Origin of the sequence: Vibrio sp. SCSIO 43135 (assembly GCF_023716665.1) — a bacterium.
Classification (GTDB): domain Bacteria; phylum Pseudomonadota; class Gammaproteobacteria; order Enterobacterales; family Vibrionaceae; genus Vibrio; species Vibrio paucivorans.
This window is the reverse complement of sequence record NZ_CP071860.1, coordinates 293,045-312,601: the sequence shown is the minus strand read 5'-3', so window position 1 is coordinate 312,601 and position 19,557 is coordinate 293,045. Positions and strand designations below refer to the sequence as shown.

Genomic DNA, 19,557 nt, shown 5'->3' with positions numbered 1-19,557 from the left:
TGAATCATATGCAGTGAATCCTACGCCTCTGCCTACGAGCAGAGGCGTGGGGTGCGTCAAGTTAGTTAATCACCGACTGGCCGTTAGCTTGAAGACCTTGCTTCCACGTGCCGTTCACCATATTCACGACTTTGCTTGGCATTGGAATGTAATCTAATTCTTCTGCTAGCTCACCTTGGGTGTAGCTCCACTCGAAGAACTTGATGATCTCCTTTGCCTTGTCAGCATTCGTTTGATCTTTGTGCATTAAGATGAACGTTGCTGCAGTCATCGGCCAAGAGTTTGCACCAGGTTGGTTGTTTAACAATAAGTGGTAGCCAGGCGCATTGTCCCAATCCGCATTTGCAGCGGCAGCTTGGAAACTCGCCATCGTTGGCATTAGGAACTCTCCATCACGGCTTTGCAGTTGGGTATAAGCCAAATCATTCTGCTTAGCGAACGCATACTCTACGTAGCCGATTGCACCGCGTGTGCGAGTCACAAAGTTTGCTACGCCTGCGTTACCATTGCCGCCAATAGTGGTCGCTTTACGTGGCCAAGTAATATCTTTACCAACGCCAATGTTCTCGCTCCACTCCGTGCTCACTTGATCTAGGTAATCGGTGAAGTTGTACGTTGTGCCTGAACCATCAGAGCGGTGAACAACGTAAATTGGTTGGCTTGGCAGCTCAACACCTTGGTTAAGCTCAGCAATTGCCGGATCGTTCCAGTTTTTGATGTTGCCTAGGTAGATATCTGCTAGCACTTTACCTGTCAGTTTTAGATCGCCAGCCGAAACGCCCGGAATATTCACTACAGGGACAATTGAGCCCATTACCATAGGAAACTGAATCATTCCCTCTTTGTTTAGCTCTTCAATCGTTAAAGGCGCATCAGTAGCACCGAAATCGACTGTTTTCGCTGTGATTTGACGGATACCACCGCCAGAACCGATCGCTTGGTAGTTAATCTGAACGCCCGTTTCCTTTTGGTATTGCTCAGCCCACTTTGCGTAAATAGGGTGTGGGAATGTCGCACCAGCACCGTTAATCGTCGTGTTGGCAGCAGCGCCAAATGAAGCTACTGCAAGAACGGAAGTCACTAGAGCTGATTTGAAGAATTTCACAATATATCTCCGATATAATTAAGCAAAAGTTTGGGTCAATTAAATACAATATTTAATTGACCCGGATAGTTTTAGTGTTCAAGTAAAACTAAAGGTATTGAAATAAATTCAACTGCCGATCGGTGCGACCAATCAACGGTTCGGAGATTAGAAATTCAATATGACAGATTTATTAAACCTATGCTTAAAATCACCACTAGTGAATAACAATTATATAAGTGATTTCCATTTTGATAAGAAAACTTCACAGATGTATTTTAATAATAAATATCTAAGTATGAAAAACTATTCCAACCCAAGCTATTCCTTTGATGTTAAGTATTGATGAAGTAAATCTGGTCAATTACACTCACAGAATGGACATGCTATTAATCTTTAAAGTTTACCTACTATATGGGTTGGCATTTTTTGCCATCTTCTTTGCGATCCTGTTTCGAGATCTCAGGAAAAGCCGAATAGCCATTGCCTCAGCTCTGCCCACCCTAGCAGTATTTGGCCTCATCCATGGCTTTCACGAATGGTCAGAACTGTATTTGGTGCTCTATGAAGAAGACTTTCCACTGTCGACGCAAATGCAAACCTTCAAAGTGTTCAAACTTTGGTTCTCTTTCATAGCGTTAGGTGCGTTTGCTTGGAAGATGCTGGATCTCACACAATGGCGCTTTACCAAACAGATTAAGTGGCTCAGCGTTAGCGTAGTAACCTTATTTACTCTGAGCTTGTTCTATCGGTTCGACACTAGCGCCTATTTGGTTTACCTCAACAATACCGCCAATCACATCCGTTGGATTTTTGGTTTAGGGGCTGGGGCACTATCGGGATTTGCGATGATCAGTTTCGCCAATATTTTGGAAAAAGAAGGCCATGGCGCCTCAATGCCATTCAAACTTACCGGCCTTGCACTTATCAGTTATGGGTTCAGTGCTGGCTTGCTATTAACGGATTACGGTATGTGGGTATTGCTGCTGCGCACAGCATGTGCCGCGGCCATCTTAATTGCACTCATGTTCGCACTGCGAATCTTCGATCACGAAAGAAACAATCAGCTTGAATCGAGCATTCAACAGAACCTTCAAGACGCCAAACTCAAAGAACTGGGAGAGCTGACTTCCGCCGTCGCCCACGAGATTAAAACGCCGCTGAGTAGTGCAATGATGAGCTGCGATCTACTTGAACAGCGACTTCCACTCGATGAAAGCAGTCAACGCCATTTGAGCCGCATTAGACAGGGGTTAGAACGTTCAGCAGAAATCAGCCATGAAGTACTCAATTACGCGCACCATAGAGCCATCAAGCGTGACGTAGTCCCACTCACCACATTGATCGAATCTGCATTATCACTCAATCAGTTCCGCTTAGAGCCTTTTCAGGTAGGGCTGAGCCTAGATGACCGTTTAAGTGTTATTGGCGATTCAGGGCAGCTTGAAGAAGTGCTCACTAATGTGATCAGCAATGCGATCGACGCCAGCACACAGCACAAGCAACTGTATATCGAAACTCATCAAAACAAGCTTATGGCGATAATCTCAATATCGGACTGGGGAATCGGCATTGATGAGGACAAATTGGAGCAGGTGAAAACACCGTTTTACACCACCAAGGCTCGTGGTGAAGGAACCGGAATGGGGCTCGCTATCAGCAACCAAATTATCATGCAGCATGGTGGTACACTCAGTTTACGTAACACAAAGAAAAGCGATGACATCACCGGGCTAACAGTGGAAATTCGCTTACCAAGGAACATCGAATGACATTAAAACTTCTTCTTGCAGAAGATGATAAAGCGCTTCGCGAAGTACTCATTGAAGCACTTGAACTCGAGTCTTTTTCTGTATCGGCATTTGATAATGCCGAAGACGCCCTAGATACAGCGATGGATGAGCACTTCGACCTCGCATTGTTCGATGTCGTAATGCCAGGCATAACAGGCATTGAAGCATTGAGAAGTCTTAGAAGGCTTCACCCTAATATCGGTATTGTCATTACTACTGCGTTTGCAACGGTTGATGTTGCAGTCGATGCCATGAAAAAAGGTGCGGATGAATTTCTCACCAAACCTTTCAACCTCGCGACCTTGTCCGTAACCTTGAAAAGAGTCCATGCGGAACGTTCCCCCAAAACACCAAAACAAGAACGAAACAACGATCTCATCTTTTCCGCTTTGTCGAACCCAATTCGACGCACAGTGATTAAGCAGCTTAAAATTCACCGCAAAATGAAATTTATGGACCTATGCCGGGTAGTCGGGGTTGAAGACCACACAAAATTTAACTTTCACTTGAAGCAACTCGTGAACAGTGGGCTGGTCGAAAAAGAAGAAGGCCGAGTCTACTCGCTGACAGAAACAGGCCTGCAAGTTCACTCTGGCATGTTGCAATAAATACCATTCTATCGTTATTTTTCAGAGAGCGTAGCTTATGCTCTCTCTTTATAAAAAAACAAGTTAACATTAATAACTCAACAGCGTTTATATTAAGAATAAAAAGCGCAATATAAGTATTATAAAACTCTTGCTATCTATTTTTCAAAACAAATAATTAACACAAAAGTTGAAACAAAGCCTTCTAAGTATTCAATATTAATTACACAACTTAAAGTATTATAACTTCCACACTTTAATTTCTCAGAGCAAAAGTTGTCCTCTCGCTATAACACTAATAACATTTTTATTAATTGCTCATTAAAAAGGATGAGATGACATGTTCACATTAAGATACTGCTTGCTTCTCGCTAGCTTGATGTTCGTTGGAGTCAGTTCAGCCAACACCGTAAAACTTGCGAATGGAGAGTGGGCTCCATATCAATCGAAGAGCTTAAAAAATGGTGGGTTTATCTCTCAGTTAGTGCAGGAAGCATTTGAAGCGGAAGGTTATCAAGTCGAGTACACCTATATGCCTTGGAAACGCGGCTTCGAAGAGTCTAAAGCGGGGAAACTAGATGGCTCACTGATTTGGAGTAAAAACCCTGAGCGAGAACAGTTTTTCCATTATTCCGACCCGGTAATTACGCTTAGCACTTCATTGTTCCAACGTAAGGACAAACCCGTTACTTGGAGGGCTCGCGAAGATCTTTCCGCTTTTAAAGTTGGGGGAGTCACCGGTTATGCTTACGGCATAGAAGATCTCGAAAAGGACGGCACCATCAAAATCCAACGGATCAGCAGTGCAGAAAACAACTATAAAAAGCTGGCAGCAGGACGGTTAGATATCGTGCTTGAAGATACTGATGTCGGGCTTGAAACCATTAATAAGCTAAACCTCACCGGTAAGTTAGAGCCGAACGATAAAACACTCACAGCAAGGAACTACTTTGTCATAATTTCCAAGAAGTCGCCAAGAGCCCAAGAGCTAGTCGACGCCTTTAATCGTGGACTGATGAAGTTGAAAGAACAAGGCAAGTTAGATAAATATCGTGAAGCCTCGATTCGAGGTGAATACAAACAATAATTAGCACGCCTGCGTCTGACGTTCAAACTACATTGGTGTAGATTTTCCCAACTTGATAACTAGGTATAACGCAAACAAAAAAGGCGCCGTCATGGCGCCTTTCTTCGTTATTCATTCGCAATTATTCTTGCTCGATCGGTTTGATCACCTTGCACGGATTACCTGCAGCTAGCACATTAGCCGGAATGTCCTTGGTCACAACGCTACCAGCACCAATCACGGTGTTTTCTCCAATGGAAACACCCGGGCATACAATCACACCACCGCCTAGCCATACGTTGTCGCCAATCGAGATGGATTTGCCAAATTCAACATTATCAACGACTCGCCCTTTCACATCTAGAGGATGGCCTGCTGCATAGATTTGAACGTTCGGAGCAAACATTACATTGTCGCCAATGGTCACTTCGCCCACATCTAGCACAACGCAGTTGAAGTTAGCGTAAAAGTTTTTTCCTAGCTTGATATTCGAGCCATAGTCACAGCGAAAAGGTGGCTCTAAATAGGCATCGGGCGCGTTAGGAATCAGAGCGTCAATGGCACTGCGCCACTCAGGTGTATTAGGCAAACTATTGTTGAGTTTTTGCATTACTTCACGGCAGGCTACCCGTTCGGCGACAAGCTGTTCATCCCAAGCGTTATAAGGTTCGCCAGCCAGCATCTTTTGTTTTTCAGTTGTCATAGTAGTTACTTCGGTATTGTCCACGGTAGAAATTGAAAACAGCTGAATCCTTGCCTTGATCGTCCATTTAGATGCGAGCCTTTGTTTGAAAGAAACGCATCTAGAGGTAACGCTACTCTAAACCGAATAGCGTTGTTCGATTTTACGAAGATTATGGCTTTGCCGCAAAAAAGCATCGCTCGCTGGTGAAACCGATTCACCGTTTTACTACTCCGGTCACGATATGGGTAAGTGACCCGTTTTGACCAAGATAATCGTTTCTTCCTCAACGTATGGAAAATGTTCACTCATATGTGGACTGCGAATCCAGCTCCCTGCTGGGTAATCGCCATGCTCGTCTTTAAATGTTCCTGAGAGGACAAAAATCTCTTCGCCACCAAAGTGTCGGTGAGGTTGAAATCGCTCTCCCTTAGGCCACTTAACCAAGGCAACATGTTCGTGCTCGAACTCATGCAATGGCATCACCATTAACCCACCTATTCCCGGTAGCCATTCGGCATTCTTTGTATCGACGCGCACCTGTTCCAAATCTCGCGAATCAAACTGGTTGAGCTTAACCAGTATCGTACACCCCTTACTACTGAAAGGAGCATGAGCACTACCGGGTGGATTTCGTAAGTAAGTCCCCGCTGGAAAGTCGCCAGTTTCATCAGAAAAAACGCCATCCAATACAAAGATTTCTTCACCATGAGGATGAGGGTGGGAAGAAAAGCTCGATCCCGCTTCATATTTCACCACACTAGTGGTGTGCCCAGATTCTTTTTGCTCTCGCTCAAGTGGTTTGCGCCACACGCCAGAGGCCGGGCTGGCGACCCAATCCATCGACTCGGTTTCAATCACGATGCGCTGTGAAAAATCCATGTTAAGCATTGCTCTGCTCCTCGAAATTAGTGGTGTATTACAACATGATATAAACGCTAGTTTCTTCCAGCGATCACACCACCATCAACATCCCATATCGCACCGGTAACCCAGCTTGCTTGATCGGACAATAAGAAGCTGACACTGTTTGCGATATCCGTTGGTGTCCCTACTCTACCAATCGGGTGAAAGTCATTAAAGCCCGCAAGAGCCTCATCCAAATCTTTCGGGTCAATAAAAGATTCGTAGATAGGGGTTTTCACAACTGCTGGAGAAACTGCGTTCACTCGAATACCATATTCGGCCAGCTCCATCGCCATATGTTGGGTTAGCGCATGGAGCCCAGCTTTTGCCATCGAATAAGCAGAAGATGGTGTGGCTTTAATGGCTTGCTTCGCCCACATAGAACCGATGTTCACTACCCGCCCACCCTTGTTTTCGATCATTCTACGCGCCACCGCCTGAGTGATTTTAAATGTCGCTTTATTCAGAGCATGGTAACGCTCGTAGTCTTCTTCAGTATGATCGATAAAAGATTTAGGGTTAAAGTACCCTGCTGCATTGACCAAGTAGCCAACCTCTTGGGCTAACGTTGCGACTTGCTTAACAAAGCGGTCGACGTCTTCAGAGTTGTATAGATTGAGCTGAACACCGCTGGCTTGTCCCACACGATTTAGTGCCTCTAGCGCATTCTCTAGTTTGTCAGCGTTGTTTCCTACTATGATCACTGGGACATTGTTTGAAACTAACTGCATTGCCGTTTCAAAGCCCATACCACTTGTTCCACCAATAATGAGTGCGATACCTGATTGAGTAAAAGTCATTTTTTGTTCTCTCGGTTAGTGTCTACGTGATAACCTTAGAGCCAGGCTAACCTTATGAATAGTAAGTACAAATAAGTAGGGTAGGTACTTTTAGGTACATCTTTATGAATAACAAAGAAAAACTTTTTTCAAGAAAACTGGCACCACAGAATAGTGCTCGTATGGTCGAAACCATCTATGGCTGTAAATGGTCGTTAACGGTATACCAATTGCTTGCAAACGGAGTCAATCGGCCGGGTGAAATGGTGCGCAGTGTTGAAGGTTTGAGTACTAAAGTGCTCAACCAATGCTTAAAAAAGAACGTCGAGTTTGGGATATTGCAAAAAAACGTGTTTAACGAGCTCCCTCCTCGGGTGGAATACGAAGTGACCGAGTTCGGAGAAAAGTTTCTCGCTATCCTCGACCAACTCGACACACTGCAACAAGAAATCGATCGTCAGCTATCCTAGGAGTCAGAATGAAAATAGGTATTATCGGATTAGGCGATATTGCTCAGAAAGCCTACCTTCCGTTCATCACACAACAGCCTGGTATTGAGCTTATATTCTGTACTCGCAATCAGCAGACGCTGTCACAATTAGCCAGCCAGTACCGAGTACCCCAAGTTTGCGACGATTACCGTCAGTTGCTCAAACTGGGTGTAGATGCCGTCATGATTCATGCAGCCACCAAGGTACACTTCAGCATCGCCTCATTTTTCCTTAAAAATGGAATTCCGACCTTCGTTGATAAGCCTTTAGCGGATTCCGCGACCGAAGTCGAACATCTGTACGCGCTAGCCTCATTACACCAGCAACCGCTTTACGTCGGTTTCAATCGTCGCCATATTCCGCTATACAACCAACACATTCCCGAGTTGGCTAAAGGTAGTATTGGTCAGTTGCTCTCTTTGCGCTGGGAGAAACACCGCCACGCTCTGCCGGGGGACATTCGCACGTTTATCTTCGACGACTTTATTCACCCCTTAGATAGCGTGAACCTCAATGCGCAGACAAACATCGACGACGTGTACATCACCCATCAAATGCATGGTGATCAACTGGCTAGACTGGATGTGCAATGGCAGGCGGGAAACACGCTATTACACGCTTCGATGAATCGTCAGTATGGCGTGACCAACGAAACAGTTTCAGCCTGCTATGAAAACCAAGCGTTCCAATTTGGGTCATTCATGGAAGGTGCTCATTGGCATAACAGCACCGAGCAAAAGCTGTCACTCAAAGACTGGACGCCCATGCTGGCGAGTAAAGGCTTTCACGCCATGCTATTGGATTGGTTCTCTGTTGTCGAAAGCGGGAAAGTAGCGGAGCATATCATTGACCGCAACATTGCCAGCCATAAACTCGCTGAAGCCATCTGCGAGAAAATCACCAAGCAATACCAAGTTTAACTAGTGACTATAGTAGGGCGTGTTGACCTTTCGAGCTGATTTTTGCAGCACTTTGTGGGAGATTTATACAAGGCCGAGGCTTTGATGTGTAGCTAGCCTACATGAGAAGCCGATAACGCAGTAGAAATGAACCACAAAGGCTGCCCGAAGGGTTCGGTTAAAATCGTTTTATACTTTGTTGAAGACTATTTGCTTAGAATACTAGGCCACACAGTCTTCGCCTCGCCTAAAACGATTTTATCCCAAACAAAATTTAACCACGAAAGAGCAACACGCCCTGGGCTTAAGCCCACAAAGCAGCCCATTTGGACTGCTTTGTGGTTGTTTATGAAAATAATCCTTTACAATGGTTCGGACTGCTGTACTATCACCCTCGCTCTGTAAGCAGAGTTATTTAAGAAACATTAAGTAAAAGCAAAACTTCAGAATTCCTTCGTTAAAGTTGTAAACCTCTGTAACTCCCTTAGCTTCATCGTCTAATAAATAATTCAGCATTCAGTGTATTCGCATTAAGCGAAGTTTTATGAATTTAATCTTATAAGGGACATCAACATGTCAAACAAAACAACTGGTACTGTAAAATGGTTTAACGAAGAGAAAGGCTTCGGTTTCATTTCTCAAGAGAACGGCGGCGCAGACGTATTCGTACACTTCCGTGCTATCGCTTCTGAAGGTTTCAAAACTCTTTCTGAAGGCCAAAAAGTGTCTTTCGAAGTAGAGCAAGGCCAAAAAGGTCCTCAAGCTGCAAACGTTGTAGCTCTATAAGCTCTCAGCTTATTTTCGCGAGCAGGCCCTGCCTGTTCGCAACCTCTCTTCGCTCGACTCTCTCGCTTTTCTTCAGAAACCCGTTACCTTCAATTACCGCATTACCGCGACATAACCTATATCGCTTATCTGCAATAGTATTGTTGCATTACTGCCATTAATTTTTCTTATAAGCGTAATAAATACGTCATTAAACGACCCTAAATTTTATTACATACGTAGGGTCTGTTGACCTTTCGAGCTGATTTTTGCAGCACTTTGTGGAAGATTTCTACAAGGCAGAGGCTTTGATGTGTAGCTAGCCTACATGAGAAGCCGATAACACAGTAGAAATGAATCACAAAGGCTGCCCAGAGGGTTCGGTTAAAATCGTTTTATACTTCGTTGAAGACTATTTGCTTAGAATGACTAGGCTACACAGTCTTCGCCTCGCCTAAAACGATTTTATCTCGAACAAAATTTAACCGCGAAAGATCAACAGACCCTAGATGTTACGACTTTTTCGTAGCGCTATTTTTAACTTAGAGGAACTCTCATGTCTCGTACTACAGGACGACATCGTTTTTGGTTTTATAAAAGCCGTGATAACAAAGTAAAAACTCACAGAGGACATAAATGAATATAGATTTTACTATCTTTAAATCCAACACTCAGTGGAGTGCACGCGCCCACCAACTCAACAGTGATTTTCTGCTGCGCAATGTACTCACCCATGGTCACGTTGCAGACCTAAATTTGCAGTTCGCGTATGATGAAAGTACCCATACCGGACTTATTACCAACCTAAACAACCAAGTGATCGGCGATTTCACCGTTCGATTCTAGTTTGCTAACCGCCACCAACTGCAAACTCAAGCGATTCTAACGACAATAACAGCCATGATACCGCCGCCCGTATCAGGCTAAACATTCACCTCACACCATCAACTTCCATTACAGCCTTAATTACTCACACGCTATCGCGTTCTATTTCAAATAAGGTTTACCATTGGAGCGACACAGTATAAACTCCGCCTCCCTTTAGCGAACCAGAGGCCGAACTATGTCATCTTCCATGTATTCAACTCACGCTAAGCAATACGATTTAGCCATCCAAGACAACCTTTATAACGCGCACTTTGAACGACCAAATACGCTTGAATTAGTGGGTGATATTGCCGGCTTGAAAGTGCTGGACCTAGGTTGTGGCTCTGGAGTGTATGCCCAAATTCTTCTGGATAATGGCGCCGACCACGTGACTTGTATCGATGCATCTGAAGAGATGGTCGCTCTTACCAAGGAAAAGCTCGGTAATAAAATCGATGCTTATGCGCAAGACTTACTTCTTGGACTGCCGAAAGAGTTGGATAACCAATACGATGTAGTGATCTGCCCATTAATGCTCCACTACCTAAAAGACGTTTCTGCCTTGTTCGCGGATATCGCACGAGTGATGAAAAAAGGTGGCCGTTTTGTATTTTCAACTCACCACCCGTTTGCCGATTTTGAGTATTCGAAATCAGGTAACTATTTCGATACAGAAAAAGTGGTCGACACATGGAATACCCTCGGAGAACCCGTTGAAGTCGTATTCTACCGCCGCCCTTTAGTCGATATCACCAATGCATTGACTGAAAACGGTTTAGTAATCAGTCACCTAAGCGAAGGCAAGGTGTCTGAAACGCTTAAACAAAAATGCGAGCAAACTTATCAACGACTATCGACCGAACCTAACTTCCTGTTCGTTCGCAGCGAAAAGCCCGCTTAAACATGAAGCAACCGATCATCGGTTATCACCTCGATGAACTGCAAGACTGGGTCGCAGAGTTACGCTGCGGCCACTTTCAGCATGTTCGCCACCAGCCACCTTTCATCTGCCAACCATGGGTCGTGAGCCAGCAAGGCCGTAGCTCAATGCTGGGCTTCGAGCTGGAATGCAAAAAGTGCGAGACGGGTGCGCCCAAGGACACTGACATCTCTCACTAAATTTTAATCACACCAATACTAGACGACTGGTCTAATTTAAATTATAGTCGCGCTTATGAACACAAAAACACAAGACACAAAACAGCATATCCTTGATGTCGGCTACCAATTGGTCGTGTCAAAAGGCTTTACCAGTGTTGGGTTATCAGAACTGCTTAAAGCCGCTGATGTCCCTAAGGGGTCGTTCTATCACTACTTTAAGTCGAAAGAGCAATTTGGTGAGGCTATGATTCAGGACTACTTCCAGCAGTACTTTGCTAGAATTACCGCGCTACTGATTGATGGAAACGGCAACGGCTTTGAGCGCCTCACCGATTATTTTTCACGTTGGATGGAAGTAGAAAATGGCGTGTGTAATGCAAACAAGTGTGTGGTTGTTAAGCTAAGTGCGGAAGTCTCGGATCTTTCCGACGCAATGCGCAGCGCATTACAAACAGGTGCTGCTAAAATTGTGTCTATCATTGCAACATGCATTGAAGCAGGCGTTGAAGACGGCTCTATCCGCAGTACTAACAGCCAAGTAACCGCACAAATGCTTTACCAAATGTGGATCGGCGCAAGCTTGCTACAAAAGCTGACGCATGATTTATCTGCGTTGTCGCAAACAATGGACACCACTAAACAATTGCTCATTGGTAAGCCACTATAGGTAGCCAATGAAAGCGCAAAGCCCCGCCAAAGTATGGCGGGATTTTTTGAAATCAACACTAGACGACCGGTCTAATTATAGAAAGATAAATAACCAAGGACTCTCCAATGACAGATCACAATCGCCAAATCGTACTCGCCTCACGCCCAATCGGCGCTCCAATTACCGATAACTTCCGCTTAGAGCAAAGCTCAATTCCACAGCCATCGGAAGGGGAAATGCTGCTTCGCTCCGTTTACTTATCACTCGACCCATATATGCGTGGACGCATGAGCGATGCCAAATCGTATGCCGATCCGGTTCAAATTGGTGAGCCTATGGTAGGTGGTACTGTGTGCCAAGTAGTGGAATCTCGTCACGCTGATTTCGAGCAAGGGGAATGGGTACTCGCCTTTACCGGTTGGCAGGATTACGGAATCTCAAACGGGGAAGGCCTGATCAAGCTGGGCCAAAATCCGACTCATCCGTCATACGCACTGGGTGTGATGGGTATGCCAGGGTTTACTGCTTACATGGGGTTATTGGATATTGGCCAGCCTAAAGCGGGAGAAACCATTGTCGTTGCAGCCGCAACAGGCGCTGTTGGTTCTATGGTCGGACAAATCGGCAAACTAAAAGGGTGCCGTGTTATCGGGGTTGCCGGCGGAGAAGAAAAATGTCAGTACGCCAAAGAGGTATTAGGATTTGATGATTGTATCGATCACAAAGCGGACAACTTCTCACAGCAACTTGCTGAAGCTTGTACCGATGGTATCGATGTCTACTTCGAGAACGTCGGTGGTAAAGTCTTTGATTCGGTCATGCCTCTACTCAATACCGGGGCTCGAATTCCGTTGTGTGGTTTGATTTCTCAATACAACGCTACAGCCCTGCCAGAAGGCCCAGATCGCATGTCGATGCTCATGGGGCAACTGTTAATCAAACGCATCAAGATGCAAGGGTTCATCATTTTTGATGACTACGCACACCGTTATCACGAGTTTGCTGCAGATATGACTCAATGGCTATCAGAGGGCAAAATTCACTACCGCGAACACTTAGTCGATGGGCTTGAAAACGCACCAGAAGCCTTCATTGGCCTACTCGAAGGTAAGAACTTCGGCAAGCTTGTCGTGCAAACAAACCAACCATTATCGTAAGGAAGCACTATGATCACTTTGCACCACCTTAACCAGTCACGTTCAAAGCGCATTATCTGGCTGCTAGAAGAGCTCGAGGTGCCCTATCAAGTCGAAGCTTACAACCGTGATAGCGTGACGTTCTTAGCGCCACCAGAGCTAAAAAGTATTCACCCACTGGGTAAGTCACCTGTCATCGAAGATAGCGATTTGGTGATCACTGAATCCGGCGCGATTACGGAGTACTTGATCCAAACTTATGGAAACGGAAAGTTTGCCCCAGAGCAGGGGACAAAAGCACATACCGAGTACCTGCAGTGGTTACATTTTGCCGAAAGTTCAGCCATGCTACCGCTACTACTGAAAATGTTTGTCTCAAAAGACGGCGCGCAGACCAACTTTCTAGCCGATTATGCGGATGCTGAAATCAAGAAAGTGATCAGCTACTTCGATAGCAGCTTAGAAGGCAAAACTTATTTAGTTGATGAAAAACTCACTGGTGCTGACATTATGATGTCGTTCGTCGTCGAAGTGGTGGCTAAGTTTGGTCTTATTGAGCACTATCCAAACATTCAGCGTTACGGTGAACAGCTCAAAACCCACCAAGCGTTTAATCGCGCTGAGCAGATCGAAGTTAAATACGGCTAAAACAGCAGTAATTAAAAAGGGCTTAACAACACGTTAAGCCCTTTCTTCAGCAAACTAAAACAACTCAACATCCCCATCGTCAGATGGATCCTGCGGTGGCTCTCTTAATGACTCAGTAGTAATGTCTAGTGCTTGAATTTTATCGGCGACAGATTGCATTAACACGTGGACATCGTTTAAGTCTTCTTTGGCGAACATCATCGACTTTAGGCCTTCCTCAAAAAGTGTGAGAAGCTCTTCTTCTTGATCGCCTACCAGCCCCAAAGTGTAAAAGCTGGAATTCAGTCGATGAACGGAGTTGCCATAGGTTTCAGAAAACCTCGCATCAAAGCTAGCGGCTTTTTCAACCACTCCTGCCATCGAACAATTTATCTCTTCTAACACATCCACTAACGTTTTATAACGTTTGAGATCCTGATATTTAGCCTCCAAACCTTCAACGATCACCGCAACCACATCCTGCAAAATACCTATTTTGACTTCATCGTCTTCGGGAAGGTTCTTAATTAAAATAGCGCAGTTTTTTTCATTCAAGATCAACCGGTTGCCAAAGCGAAATACTCGCCCTTTGGTATGAAGCAAATCAAATATGTTGCGCTCAATCGGACTCACTGTGACATCAACATTGTCGAAGTAGAGATCTTTATCATCTCGAATCACCATCGAGGCATGCAGGCCATAGCTGTCCATTGATTTAAACACAAAGTAGCTTAATTGCTCGATAAACTGACAAGTGGCTAAGCCACGGAAGAAATGCAGCACAGTGCCATACATACTGGCTTCTTGCATAAAGTGGCGCGAGGTTTCTTTGGCCTGCTGACACTCAACCTGCAGCGAACGCTGCTCAGCCAAAAACTGTTCGATCACTTCCAGCTTTGCCAACACTTCTTCACAGTTCTCTTGTGCACTGATCACCTCTATTGCACCCGCCTCATATACTCTCAAGCGCTCTTCTAAAGAATCAACATGCGTGAGGTAAACAATGGCACTACCTGTAAAGGAAAAAGGTTGTTCAGAATGCGCTGAATCTTCGTCGTAGAGTTGGCTGTCGACGATAACAATTTCGGGTTGGAATTCACTGTGGACACGATGAACGGTGATAATGTCGTTCACCGTTTTGACATCGTAATTCATACTAAGCTTGTCTAACAAAGCGACTGAGCGACTGCGATTTTCGCCCACAATTAACACTTTGCATCTCTTACTCATACTAGCCACCTTTCAATGCTATTGTTGCACTGTATCCAATAAGCTTAGTGCAACTTATTACATAATCAACAAGGCGACGGTTCTCGATGTAATTGCCTTAATCCATGCTGGCTAACAATTCACTGATTCAATAATCAAAACCTACTTAACCAATTGATTTAACAATAATTTAAACGATAAAAAACACCTATCAAATTAATAACCTAAATCAATTTCCCGAGTGTGCTGGAGTTCTATATTCTAACTGCAGATTGATATTTCGCAGGCTTCAAGGGAAGCCACAGCAGAGTATCGCCAATGCTGCATAACCCTGGAAAAGGAACATGTCATGAGTAAGAAACTAACTACCGCTGCAGGTTGCCCTGTTGCTCATAACCAAAATGTACAAACGGCGGGACCACGTGGTCCACAACTTCTACAAGACGTATGGTTTTTGGAAAAATTGGCTCACTTTGACCGCGAAGTGATCCCAGAACGTCGAATGCATGCTAAAGGGTCCGGAGCGTACGGTACCTTTACCGTTACCAAAGACATTACTCAATACACTCGTGCGAAGTTGTTCTCTGAGATCGGTAAAAAGACTGAGCTGTTTGCTCGCTTCACAACCGTTGCAGGAGAGCGTGGTGCAGCAGATGCAGAGCGTGACATTCGTGGATTTGCACTGAAGTTCTATACCGAAGAAGGTAACTGGGACTTGGTAGGTAACAACACGCCAGTATTCTTCCTTCGTGACCCACTGAAGTTTCCAGATCTTAACCACGCTGTAAAACGCGACCCACGCACAAACATGCGCAGTGCAACAAACAACTGGGATTTCTGGACCTCTCTGCCAGAAGCATTCCACCAAGTCACTATCGTAATGAGTGATCGTGGTATTCCTGCAACTTACCGCCACATGCACGGTTTTGGTAGCCACACATTCAGTTTTATCAATGCCGACAACGAACGTTACTGGGTAAAATTCCACTTCAAAACTCAACAAGGCATCAAAAACCTCACTGACCAAGAAGCGCAAGACTTGATTGGCGAAGACCGCGAAAGCCACCATCGCGACTTATACGACAGCATTGAAAACAAAGACTTCCCGAAATGGACCATGTACGTACAGATCATGCCAGAACTTGAAGCGGACGAAGTCAACTTCAACCCATTCGATTTGACTCGTGTTTGGTCACAAAAAGACTACCCACTGATCGAAGTGGGTGAGTTTGAACTCAACCGTAACCCTGAAAACTTCTACGCAGAAGTCGAGCAATCTGCCTTTAACCCAGCCGCAGTTGTACCAGGTATTGGTTTCTCGCCAGACAAGATGTTGCAAGGCCGTTTGTTTGCTTACGGGGATGCTCAGCGCTACCGTTTGGGTGTTAACCATCACCAAATCCCAGTTAACGCACCACGTTGCCCAGTACACAGCTACCACCGCGATGGCGCAATGCGCACCGATGGTAACTTTGGCTCTACCATCGGTTATGAACCAAACCACAAACAAGAATGGGCAGAACAACCAGACTACTCTGAGCCGCCGTTACGCATCTCGGGCAACGCTGATCACTATGATCATCGTGTAGATGAAGATTACTTCACTCAAGCGGGTGACTTGTTCCGCTTAATGACTGAAGAAGAGCGCCAACGGCTGCTCGACAACACAGCCCGTTCGCTAAACGGTGTCCCTGAGTTTATCCAGCAGCGACACGTAGACCACGCCTTTAAAGCCGACCCTGCTTATGGCGAAGGTTTGAAAGCTGCACTAGGCTTATAAAACCAATAAAAAAGCGAGGCGCTATGACGCCTCGCTCATTCAAGTAATGTTAGCGGCTAAGGATATCCACTATGAAAGAAATCTCATTCTTTAAGCTATTCGACACCTGTGAACTGTTTATTTTCTACTAAACAGCTAGGGTCTGTTACATCGAGTTAGATAGCCAATTGGCTGATTTGGCTGGTTGCCAAAGCAACACGAAACTCCTTGCCCATCAGCTCATACACATTGAATTTTACGGTGTTCCAGTTTTCTTTGAAGTTATATTCAAACACACTGTCACCCGTCTCTAAACTTTGGGTTAGCGTCCATTCTGTCGCGTAACCAGACATGCCAAATCCAAAGTCTTTGTATGGCGCATCGGTTGGAACTCGGTATGGCACACTAGCCAGTTTCATTAACCCGTTTTGAATGCTGGTTGGCTCAGTGAGCTTACTTTGAAAATAGCTCGCGTGAAGAAAGCGGCTTTTCGCATTGGCATTGCCGTTTGAGCCGATATCTGTTTCGCGATCCGCATTTTCCCAATTAGGTTGGTGATTTTTTTGATTCTCGATGTGCACTTGCATTGACGGGTCATTCGTCATCACCATCGCTTCTTCACCGCGATAGATATTAATACCGTCTTCATCAAACTCGATCACTGCTCGATCACCGCTTTTATCAGTTATAGACCAATGCAGCTTGATCTCCATCGGCATACCTTCTAAGGCCAAACTACCGACATTTAACGTTGGGATTGCCTTCACGGCTTCATCAACCGTCGCATAATTGGCCAATAAGTATTCACCAAACACGAACTGAGTAATTGCGCTCGGATTAGACGCCGTTGGCATGTGCATTGGATTATAAAATAAGGTATTCACCTGTAACCCTTCGCTATTCACCCCATCATGCACCAGTTCACCATACGCCAGCACGGCGACAATATCGTATTTTACTTGGTAAAAGTCCCCTACACCGTTACCTTGTAGCGAACGCATATCGCCTTGCTGAATACCGCCCAGTGTAGGGTTGGTCGCTTCGACCCAATCATTGGTTCTTGAGGTGAATGTCCCCTTTTCTGTATTCCAGGCGACCGATGTACACGCATTGGCGATGGATGCACTGCTTAAACCAACGAGTAACGCGATTGTTGCGAATCTAAATTTCATAGTCGAGCCTCTCACTTATCTTTAAGTAGTTCTTGATGAAAGATAGAGAGTCGGTCTCGACACTCTTGCCATTGCGCTAGGTCTTTCACTGTCCAACTATCTTGAGGCTCTCCACACATATCGTTATACGAGGCACAACTTGCAGTCAGCAGAATAAGTAATAGGCTAAGATATTTCGTCATGATTTACTCCGACACTCTATTTCATCACGCGCTACAACACCGTTTGTCATAACGCACTGTGATATTGGATTGGTGTCAAAGTACGCCATCCATTCATCAGATGGTAATCACTTATGTAGGATTAACCCCTCAGGTCAACCCTTCAAACTTACGACTATGGAGGGATAAGGAGTCAATGACTCGCTTTAGCACCGGCCGACCTAAAGGCTGATTCATAAACCAAATGGCGAGAGGGAAGCGCACTTGGGTATTCAATTCATCGACTTTTAGTTCGACGAGTTCTCCGGATTCAAGCGCTTTTTCAACCGCATGCACAGGGGCAATGGCCCAGCCTTCTCCCATTTTCAAAAGCTCTAAGAACACACTCATGTTTTCAATGCGTTGTATCATCGGCGAGACTCGCATGGTGCGATCAACGTCTGCGTAGTAGTAATCCTCCAGTAATAACTGGCGCTTTGCTTTGAGCTCTTTCACCCCATAGTGAACATCATGCTCGGCGACAAATTCAGGTGACGCGACCAAGGTAAATGGCATGCTCATTAGGTGTACGTAATCGCGTGGACTCGCGCCCTGGCTTCTTGCATCCACCAACACAATCCCCATATCGGCATCCCCCGAATGAAGCCCAGTTTTTACTTCCTCGACACTCCGGTGTAACCAGTTAACGTTCACATTGGGGAATTCACTGCGCACGCTTTGCATCGTGGATTTTATAAGCTCAACTGGCATTAAATCGGTGTGGTAGATGGTAACGTCACTTTCCACACCAGACTCCATCGACTGACAAAGGCTTTCAAATGCGGTTGAGCTGTCATTCAAGTTTTTGGCAAATCGAAACAATCCCTGCCCTTGTTCTGTGAGCGTAGGATACTTTCCAGAGCGGTCAAACAAGGTCATGTTAATCTCAATCTCTAGATTACTGATAACCTGACCAAGCGTTGTACGGTGCTTGTTTAGCTGACGCGCTGCTGCACTAAAAGAGCCAGTTTCCGCCACCGCGACAAAAGCACGTATCTGTTCGTAACTGATGTTCATATGAGGATTCAACCCTACAAATGTGATTTCTACCTGAGATTATTCTTTGCCACTCTTGGCGTCGAGATATTCGATTCAAAAGAGTGATACACAATGCGAAAACAAGCTTTACTGCTAGCGCTAACCCTTCCAGCCAGCGTATTTCCGGTCACCGCTATTGCGGGTCAACACCTCATCGAGTTCAAATCCGAGAGGCGTGGCGATACGTTTCAACGCCATTTTGCTGAATTGCACAGTGCCTGGGGCCAGCAAGGCATCGGGATCCTTAATACGACTTTGGAGCTTAATGGCACAACAACCGCTCTTGGTACAGCCACCAACATTCATCCAGGCTTTAGCTACTTGATGCCAGTAACGAAAACCTTACTGCTAGGCCCTGCCGCTAAATACAACTACATCGCAGGCAAGAAAGACGCCATAAAAGCAGGCATTGCGTTTGCTTATACGGGTTTTGAATCAATTCAAATGGGAGGCCAAATTCGTTACGACCATCAACTCGGTAACAATAGCTTCGACTTAGTGCGTTCCGATCTTATTGTCGGTTTCCCATTGCTTGAAGACAGTTATCTCACCACAACCTCCACCAACATGAACCCAGTTGAAGGAGACAATGGCTCATGGCAGGAATACGAACTTGAATTCAAATACACAGGGTTTGAAGGCATACACCCTTATCTTGGTACCACAATAACCACTGATAACGACCCACTTGGCCAAGGCGATAACGCGATTATTGCTGGGTTTTACGTGCCTTTTAGCTAGGAGTTG

Annotated in this window: 22 protein-coding genes; 14 read left to right on the top strand and 8 right to left on the bottom strand. The window is 45.2% G+C overall.

The annotated features are described in order from the left end of the window. Positions 1–61: 61 nt before the first annotated feature. Positions 62–1,105 carry a phosphate ABC transporter substrate-binding protein PstS gene (pstS, locus tag J4N42_RS15855; protein WP_252033317.1) on the bottom strand — a complete coding sequence of 348 codons (1,044 nt, stop codon included), beginning with the start codon at positions 1,103–1,105 and terminating at the stop codon, positions 62–64. A 356-nt stretch (positions 1,106–1,461) separates the two neighbouring features. Between pstS and J4N42_RS15850 the strand changes: the two genes are divergently transcribed. The 3 genes from J4N42_RS15850 to J4N42_RS15840 all read left to right on the top strand — a co-directional run bounded on the left by J4N42_RS15850 (position 1,462) and on the right by J4N42_RS15840 (position 4,551). Next, positions 1,462–2,856, top strand: a complete 1,395-nt coding sequence (locus J4N42_RS15850; protein WP_353505404.1) for a sensor histidine kinase — start codon at positions 1,462–1,464, stop codon at positions 2,854–2,856. Further along, positions 2,853–3,485 (top strand): response regulator, encoded by a 633-nt coding sequence (locus tag J4N42_RS15845; protein ID WP_252033313.1) that lies wholly within the window; start codon positions 2,853–2,855, stop codon positions 3,483–3,485. Before J4N42_RS15850 ends, J4N42_RS15845 begins: the two co-directional genes overlap by 4 nt. A 319-nt stretch (positions 3,486–3,804) precedes the next feature. After that, positions 3,805–4,551, top strand: coding sequence for a substrate-binding periplasmic protein (locus J4N42_RS15840; RefSeq protein ID WP_252033311.1), 747 nt, complete (start codon positions 3,805–3,807; stop codon positions 4,549–4,551). Between the two features lie 121 nt (positions 4,552–4,672). Here the strand turns inward: J4N42_RS15840 and J4N42_RS15835 are convergent, their stop codons facing one another. The 3 genes from J4N42_RS15835 to J4N42_RS15825 all read right to left on the bottom strand — a co-directional run bounded on the left by J4N42_RS15835 (position 4,673) and on the right by J4N42_RS15825 (position 6,918). Next, a complete protein-coding gene (locus tag J4N42_RS15835; protein WP_252033309.1) occupies positions 4,673–5,233 on the bottom strand; it encodes a sugar O-acetyltransferase in 561 nt (186 codons plus the stop codon). A 216-nt stretch (positions 5,234–5,449) separates the two neighbouring features. Further along, positions 5,450–6,103, bottom strand: a complete 654-nt coding sequence (locus J4N42_RS15830; protein WP_252033307.1) for a cupin domain-containing protein — start codon at positions 6,101–6,103, stop codon at positions 5,450–5,452. Between the two features lie 47 nt (positions 6,104–6,150). Beyond that, a complete protein-coding gene (locus tag J4N42_RS15825) occupies positions 6,151–6,918 on the bottom strand; it encodes an SDR family NAD(P)-dependent oxidoreductase (protein ID WP_252033305.1) in 768 nt (255 codons plus the stop codon). A 104-nt stretch (positions 6,919–7,022) separates the two neighbouring features. On the opposite strand from J4N42_RS15825, the gene J4N42_RS15820 reads away from it, so the two are divergent. The 9 genes from J4N42_RS15820 (at position 7,023) to J4N42_RS15780 (ending at position 13,453) form a co-directional block, all read left to right on the top strand. Beyond that, positions 7,023–7,367, top strand: coding sequence for a winged helix-turn-helix transcriptional regulator (locus J4N42_RS15820; RefSeq protein WP_252033303.1), 345 nt, complete (start codon positions 7,023–7,025; stop codon positions 7,365–7,367). Between the two features lie 8 nt (positions 7,368–7,375). Next, complete coding sequence (locus J4N42_RS15815) at positions 7,376–8,308, top strand: Gfo/Idh/MocA family protein (protein ID WP_252033301.1); 933 nt, start codon at positions 7,376–7,378, stop codon at positions 8,306–8,308. Positions 8,309–8,860: 552 nt separating this feature from the next. Next, on the top strand, positions 8,861–9,073 hold the full coding sequence (cspE, locus tag J4N42_RS15810; RefSeq protein WP_252033299.1) for a transcription antiterminator/RNA stability regulator CspE: 213 nt from the start codon (positions 8,861–8,863) through the stop codon (positions 9,071–9,073). A 615-nt stretch (positions 9,074–9,688) separates the two neighbouring features. Then, entirely contained in the window at positions 9,689–9,898 is a 210-nt protein-coding gene (locus J4N42_RS15805; protein ID WP_252033297.1) for a hypothetical protein, read from the top strand. Positions 9,899–10,115: 217 nt separating this feature from the next. Then, positions 10,116–10,820: a class I SAM-dependent methyltransferase gene (locus J4N42_RS15800; RefSeq protein ID WP_252033295.1), complete on the top strand. Its 705-nt coding sequence runs from the start codon at positions 10,116–10,118 to the stop codon at positions 10,818–10,820. 2 nt (positions 10,821–10,822) lie between these two features. Next, entirely contained in the window at positions 10,823–11,038 is a 216-nt protein-coding gene (locus tag J4N42_RS15795; RefSeq protein ID WP_252033294.1) for a DUF3565 domain-containing protein, read from the top strand. Between the two features lie 55 nt (positions 11,039–11,093). Continuing rightward, complete coding sequence (locus J4N42_RS15790) at positions 11,094–11,687, top strand: TetR/AcrR family transcriptional regulator (protein WP_252033292.1); 594 nt, start codon at positions 11,094–11,096, stop codon at positions 11,685–11,687. 107 nt (positions 11,688–11,794) lie between these two features. After that, the gene (gene curA, locus J4N42_RS15785; RefSeq protein ID WP_252033290.1) at positions 11,795–12,826 is read left to right on the top strand and encodes an NADPH-dependent curcumin/dihydrocurcumin reductase; all 1,032 of its coding nucleotides are present in this window, start codon (positions 11,795–11,797) and stop codon (positions 12,824–12,826) included. A 9-nt stretch (positions 12,827–12,835) separates the two neighbouring features. After that, positions 12,836–13,453: a glutathione S-transferase family protein gene (locus J4N42_RS15780; protein WP_252033288.1), complete on the top strand. Its 618-nt coding sequence runs from the start codon at positions 12,836–12,838 to the stop codon at positions 13,451–13,453. Positions 13,454–13,507: 54 nt separating this feature from the next. Here the strand turns inward: J4N42_RS15780 and J4N42_RS15775 are convergent, their stop codons facing one another. Beyond that, entirely contained in the window at positions 13,508–14,662 is a 1,155-nt protein-coding gene (locus J4N42_RS15775; protein ID WP_252033286.1) for a DNA-binding response regulator, read from the bottom strand. A 328-nt stretch (positions 14,663–14,990) separates the two neighbouring features. Here J4N42_RS15775 and katE2 point away from each other — a divergent pair, with 328 nt between their 5' ends. After that, positions 14,991–16,421: a catalase KatE2 gene (gene katE2 / locus J4N42_RS15770; protein WP_252033284.1), complete on the top strand. Its 1,431-nt coding sequence runs from the start codon at positions 14,991–14,993 to the stop codon at positions 16,419–16,421. 155 nt (positions 16,422–16,576) lie between these two features. Here katE2 and J4N42_RS15765 read toward each other — a convergent pair whose 3' ends face one another. The 3 genes from J4N42_RS15765 to J4N42_RS15755 all read right to left on the bottom strand — a co-directional run bounded on the left by J4N42_RS15765 (position 16,577) and on the right by J4N42_RS15755 (position 18,789). Next, positions 16,577–17,572, bottom strand: a complete 996-nt coding sequence (locus J4N42_RS15765; RefSeq protein ID WP_252033282.1) for a linear amide C-N hydrolase — start codon at positions 17,570–17,572, stop codon at positions 16,577–16,579. Positions 17,573–17,583: 11 nt separating this feature from the next. After that, the gene (locus J4N42_RS15760; RefSeq protein ID WP_252033281.1) at positions 17,584–17,754 is read right to left on the bottom strand and encodes a hypothetical protein; all 171 of its coding nucleotides are present in this window, start codon (positions 17,752–17,754) and stop codon (positions 17,584–17,586) included. Positions 17,755–17,883: 129 nt separating this feature from the next. Then, a complete protein-coding gene (locus tag J4N42_RS15755; protein ID WP_252033279.1) occupies positions 17,884–18,789 on the bottom strand; it encodes a LysR family transcriptional regulator in 906 nt (301 codons plus the stop codon). A gap of 93 nt (positions 18,790–18,882) precedes the next feature. Here J4N42_RS15755 and J4N42_RS15750 point away from each other — a divergent pair, with 93 nt between their 5' ends. Then, positions 18,883–19,551, top strand: a complete 669-nt coding sequence (locus J4N42_RS15750) for a hypothetical protein (protein ID WP_252033277.1) — start codon at positions 18,883–18,885, stop codon at positions 19,549–19,551. The last annotated feature ends 6 nt before the right edge of the window (positions 19,552–19,557 follow it).

Bases quoted from the DNA above. Each gene is read 5' to 3' on its own strand.
- J4N42_RS15775 (WP_252033286.1), bottom strand. From the start codon at position 14,662: ATGAGTAAGAGATGCAAAGTGTTAATTGTGGGCGAAAATCGCAGTCGC.
- J4N42_RS15805 (WP_252033297.1), top strand. From the start codon at position 9,689: ATGAATATAGATTTTACTATCTTTAAATCCAACACTCAGTGGAGTGCA.
- J4N42_RS15815 (WP_252033301.1), top strand. From the start codon at position 7,376: ATGAAAATAGGTATTATCGGATTAGGCGATATTGCTCAGAAAGCCTAC.
- J4N42_RS15840 (WP_252033311.1), top strand. From the start codon at position 3,805: ATGTTCACATTAAGATACTGCTTGCTTCTCGCTAGCTTGATGTTCGTT.
- katE2 (WP_252033284.1), top strand. From the start codon at position 14,991: ATGAGTAAGAAACTAACTACCGCTGCAGGTTGCCCTGTTGCTCATAAC.
- J4N42_RS15845 (WP_252033313.1), top strand. From the start codon at position 2,853: ATGACATTAAAACTTCTTCTTGCAGAAGATGATAAAGCGCTTCGCGAA.
- J4N42_RS15760 (WP_252033281.1), bottom strand. From the start codon at position 17,754: ATGACGAAATATCTTAGCCTATTACTTATTCTGCTGACTGCAAGTTGT.
- J4N42_RS15820 (WP_252033303.1), top strand. From the start codon at position 7,023: ATGAATAACAAAGAAAAACTTTTTTCAAGAAAACTGGCACCACAGAAT.
- cspE (WP_252033299.1), top strand. From the start codon at position 8,861: ATGTCAAACAAAACAACTGGTACTGTAAAATGGTTTAACGAAGAGAAA.
- J4N42_RS15795 (WP_252033294.1), top strand. From the start codon at position 10,823: ATGAAGCAACCGATCATCGGTTATCACCTCGATGAACTGCAAGACTGG.
- J4N42_RS15750 (WP_252033277.1), top strand. From the start codon at position 18,883: ATGCGAAAACAAGCTTTACTGCTAGCGCTAACCCTTCCAGCCAGCGTA.
- J4N42_RS15830 (WP_252033307.1), bottom strand. From the start codon at position 6,103: ATGCTTAACATGGATTTTTCACAGCGCATCGTGATTGAAACCGAGTCG.
- J4N42_RS15835 (WP_252033309.1), bottom strand. From the start codon at position 5,233: ATGACAACTGAAAAACAAAAGATGCTGGCTGGCGAACCTTATAACGCT.
- J4N42_RS15755 (WP_252033279.1), bottom strand. From the start codon at position 18,789: ATGAACATCAGTTACGAACAGATACGTGCTTTTGTCGCGGTGGCGGAA.
- J4N42_RS15800 (WP_252033295.1), top strand. From the start codon at position 10,116: ATGTCATCTTCCATGTATTCAACTCACGCTAAGCAATACGATTTAGCC.
- J4N42_RS15825 (WP_252033305.1), bottom strand. From the start codon at position 6,918: ATGACTTTTACTCAATCAGGTATCGCACTCATTATTGGTGGAACAAGT.
- curA (WP_252033290.1), top strand. From the start codon at position 11,795: ATGACAGATCACAATCGCCAAATCGTACTCGCCTCACGCCCAATCGGC.
- J4N42_RS15850 (WP_353505404.1), top strand. From the start codon at position 1,462: ATGGACATGCTATTAATCTTTAAAGTTTACCTACTATATGGGTTGGCA.
- J4N42_RS15765 (WP_252033282.1), bottom strand. From the start codon at position 17,572: ATGAAATTTAGATTCGCAACAATCGCGTTACTCGTTGGTTTAAGCAGT.
- J4N42_RS15780 (WP_252033288.1), top strand. From the start codon at position 12,836: ATGATCACTTTGCACCACCTTAACCAGTCACGTTCAAAGCGCATTATC.
- J4N42_RS15790 (WP_252033292.1), top strand. From the start codon at position 11,094: ATGAACACAAAAACACAAGACACAAAACAGCATATCCTTGATGTCGGC.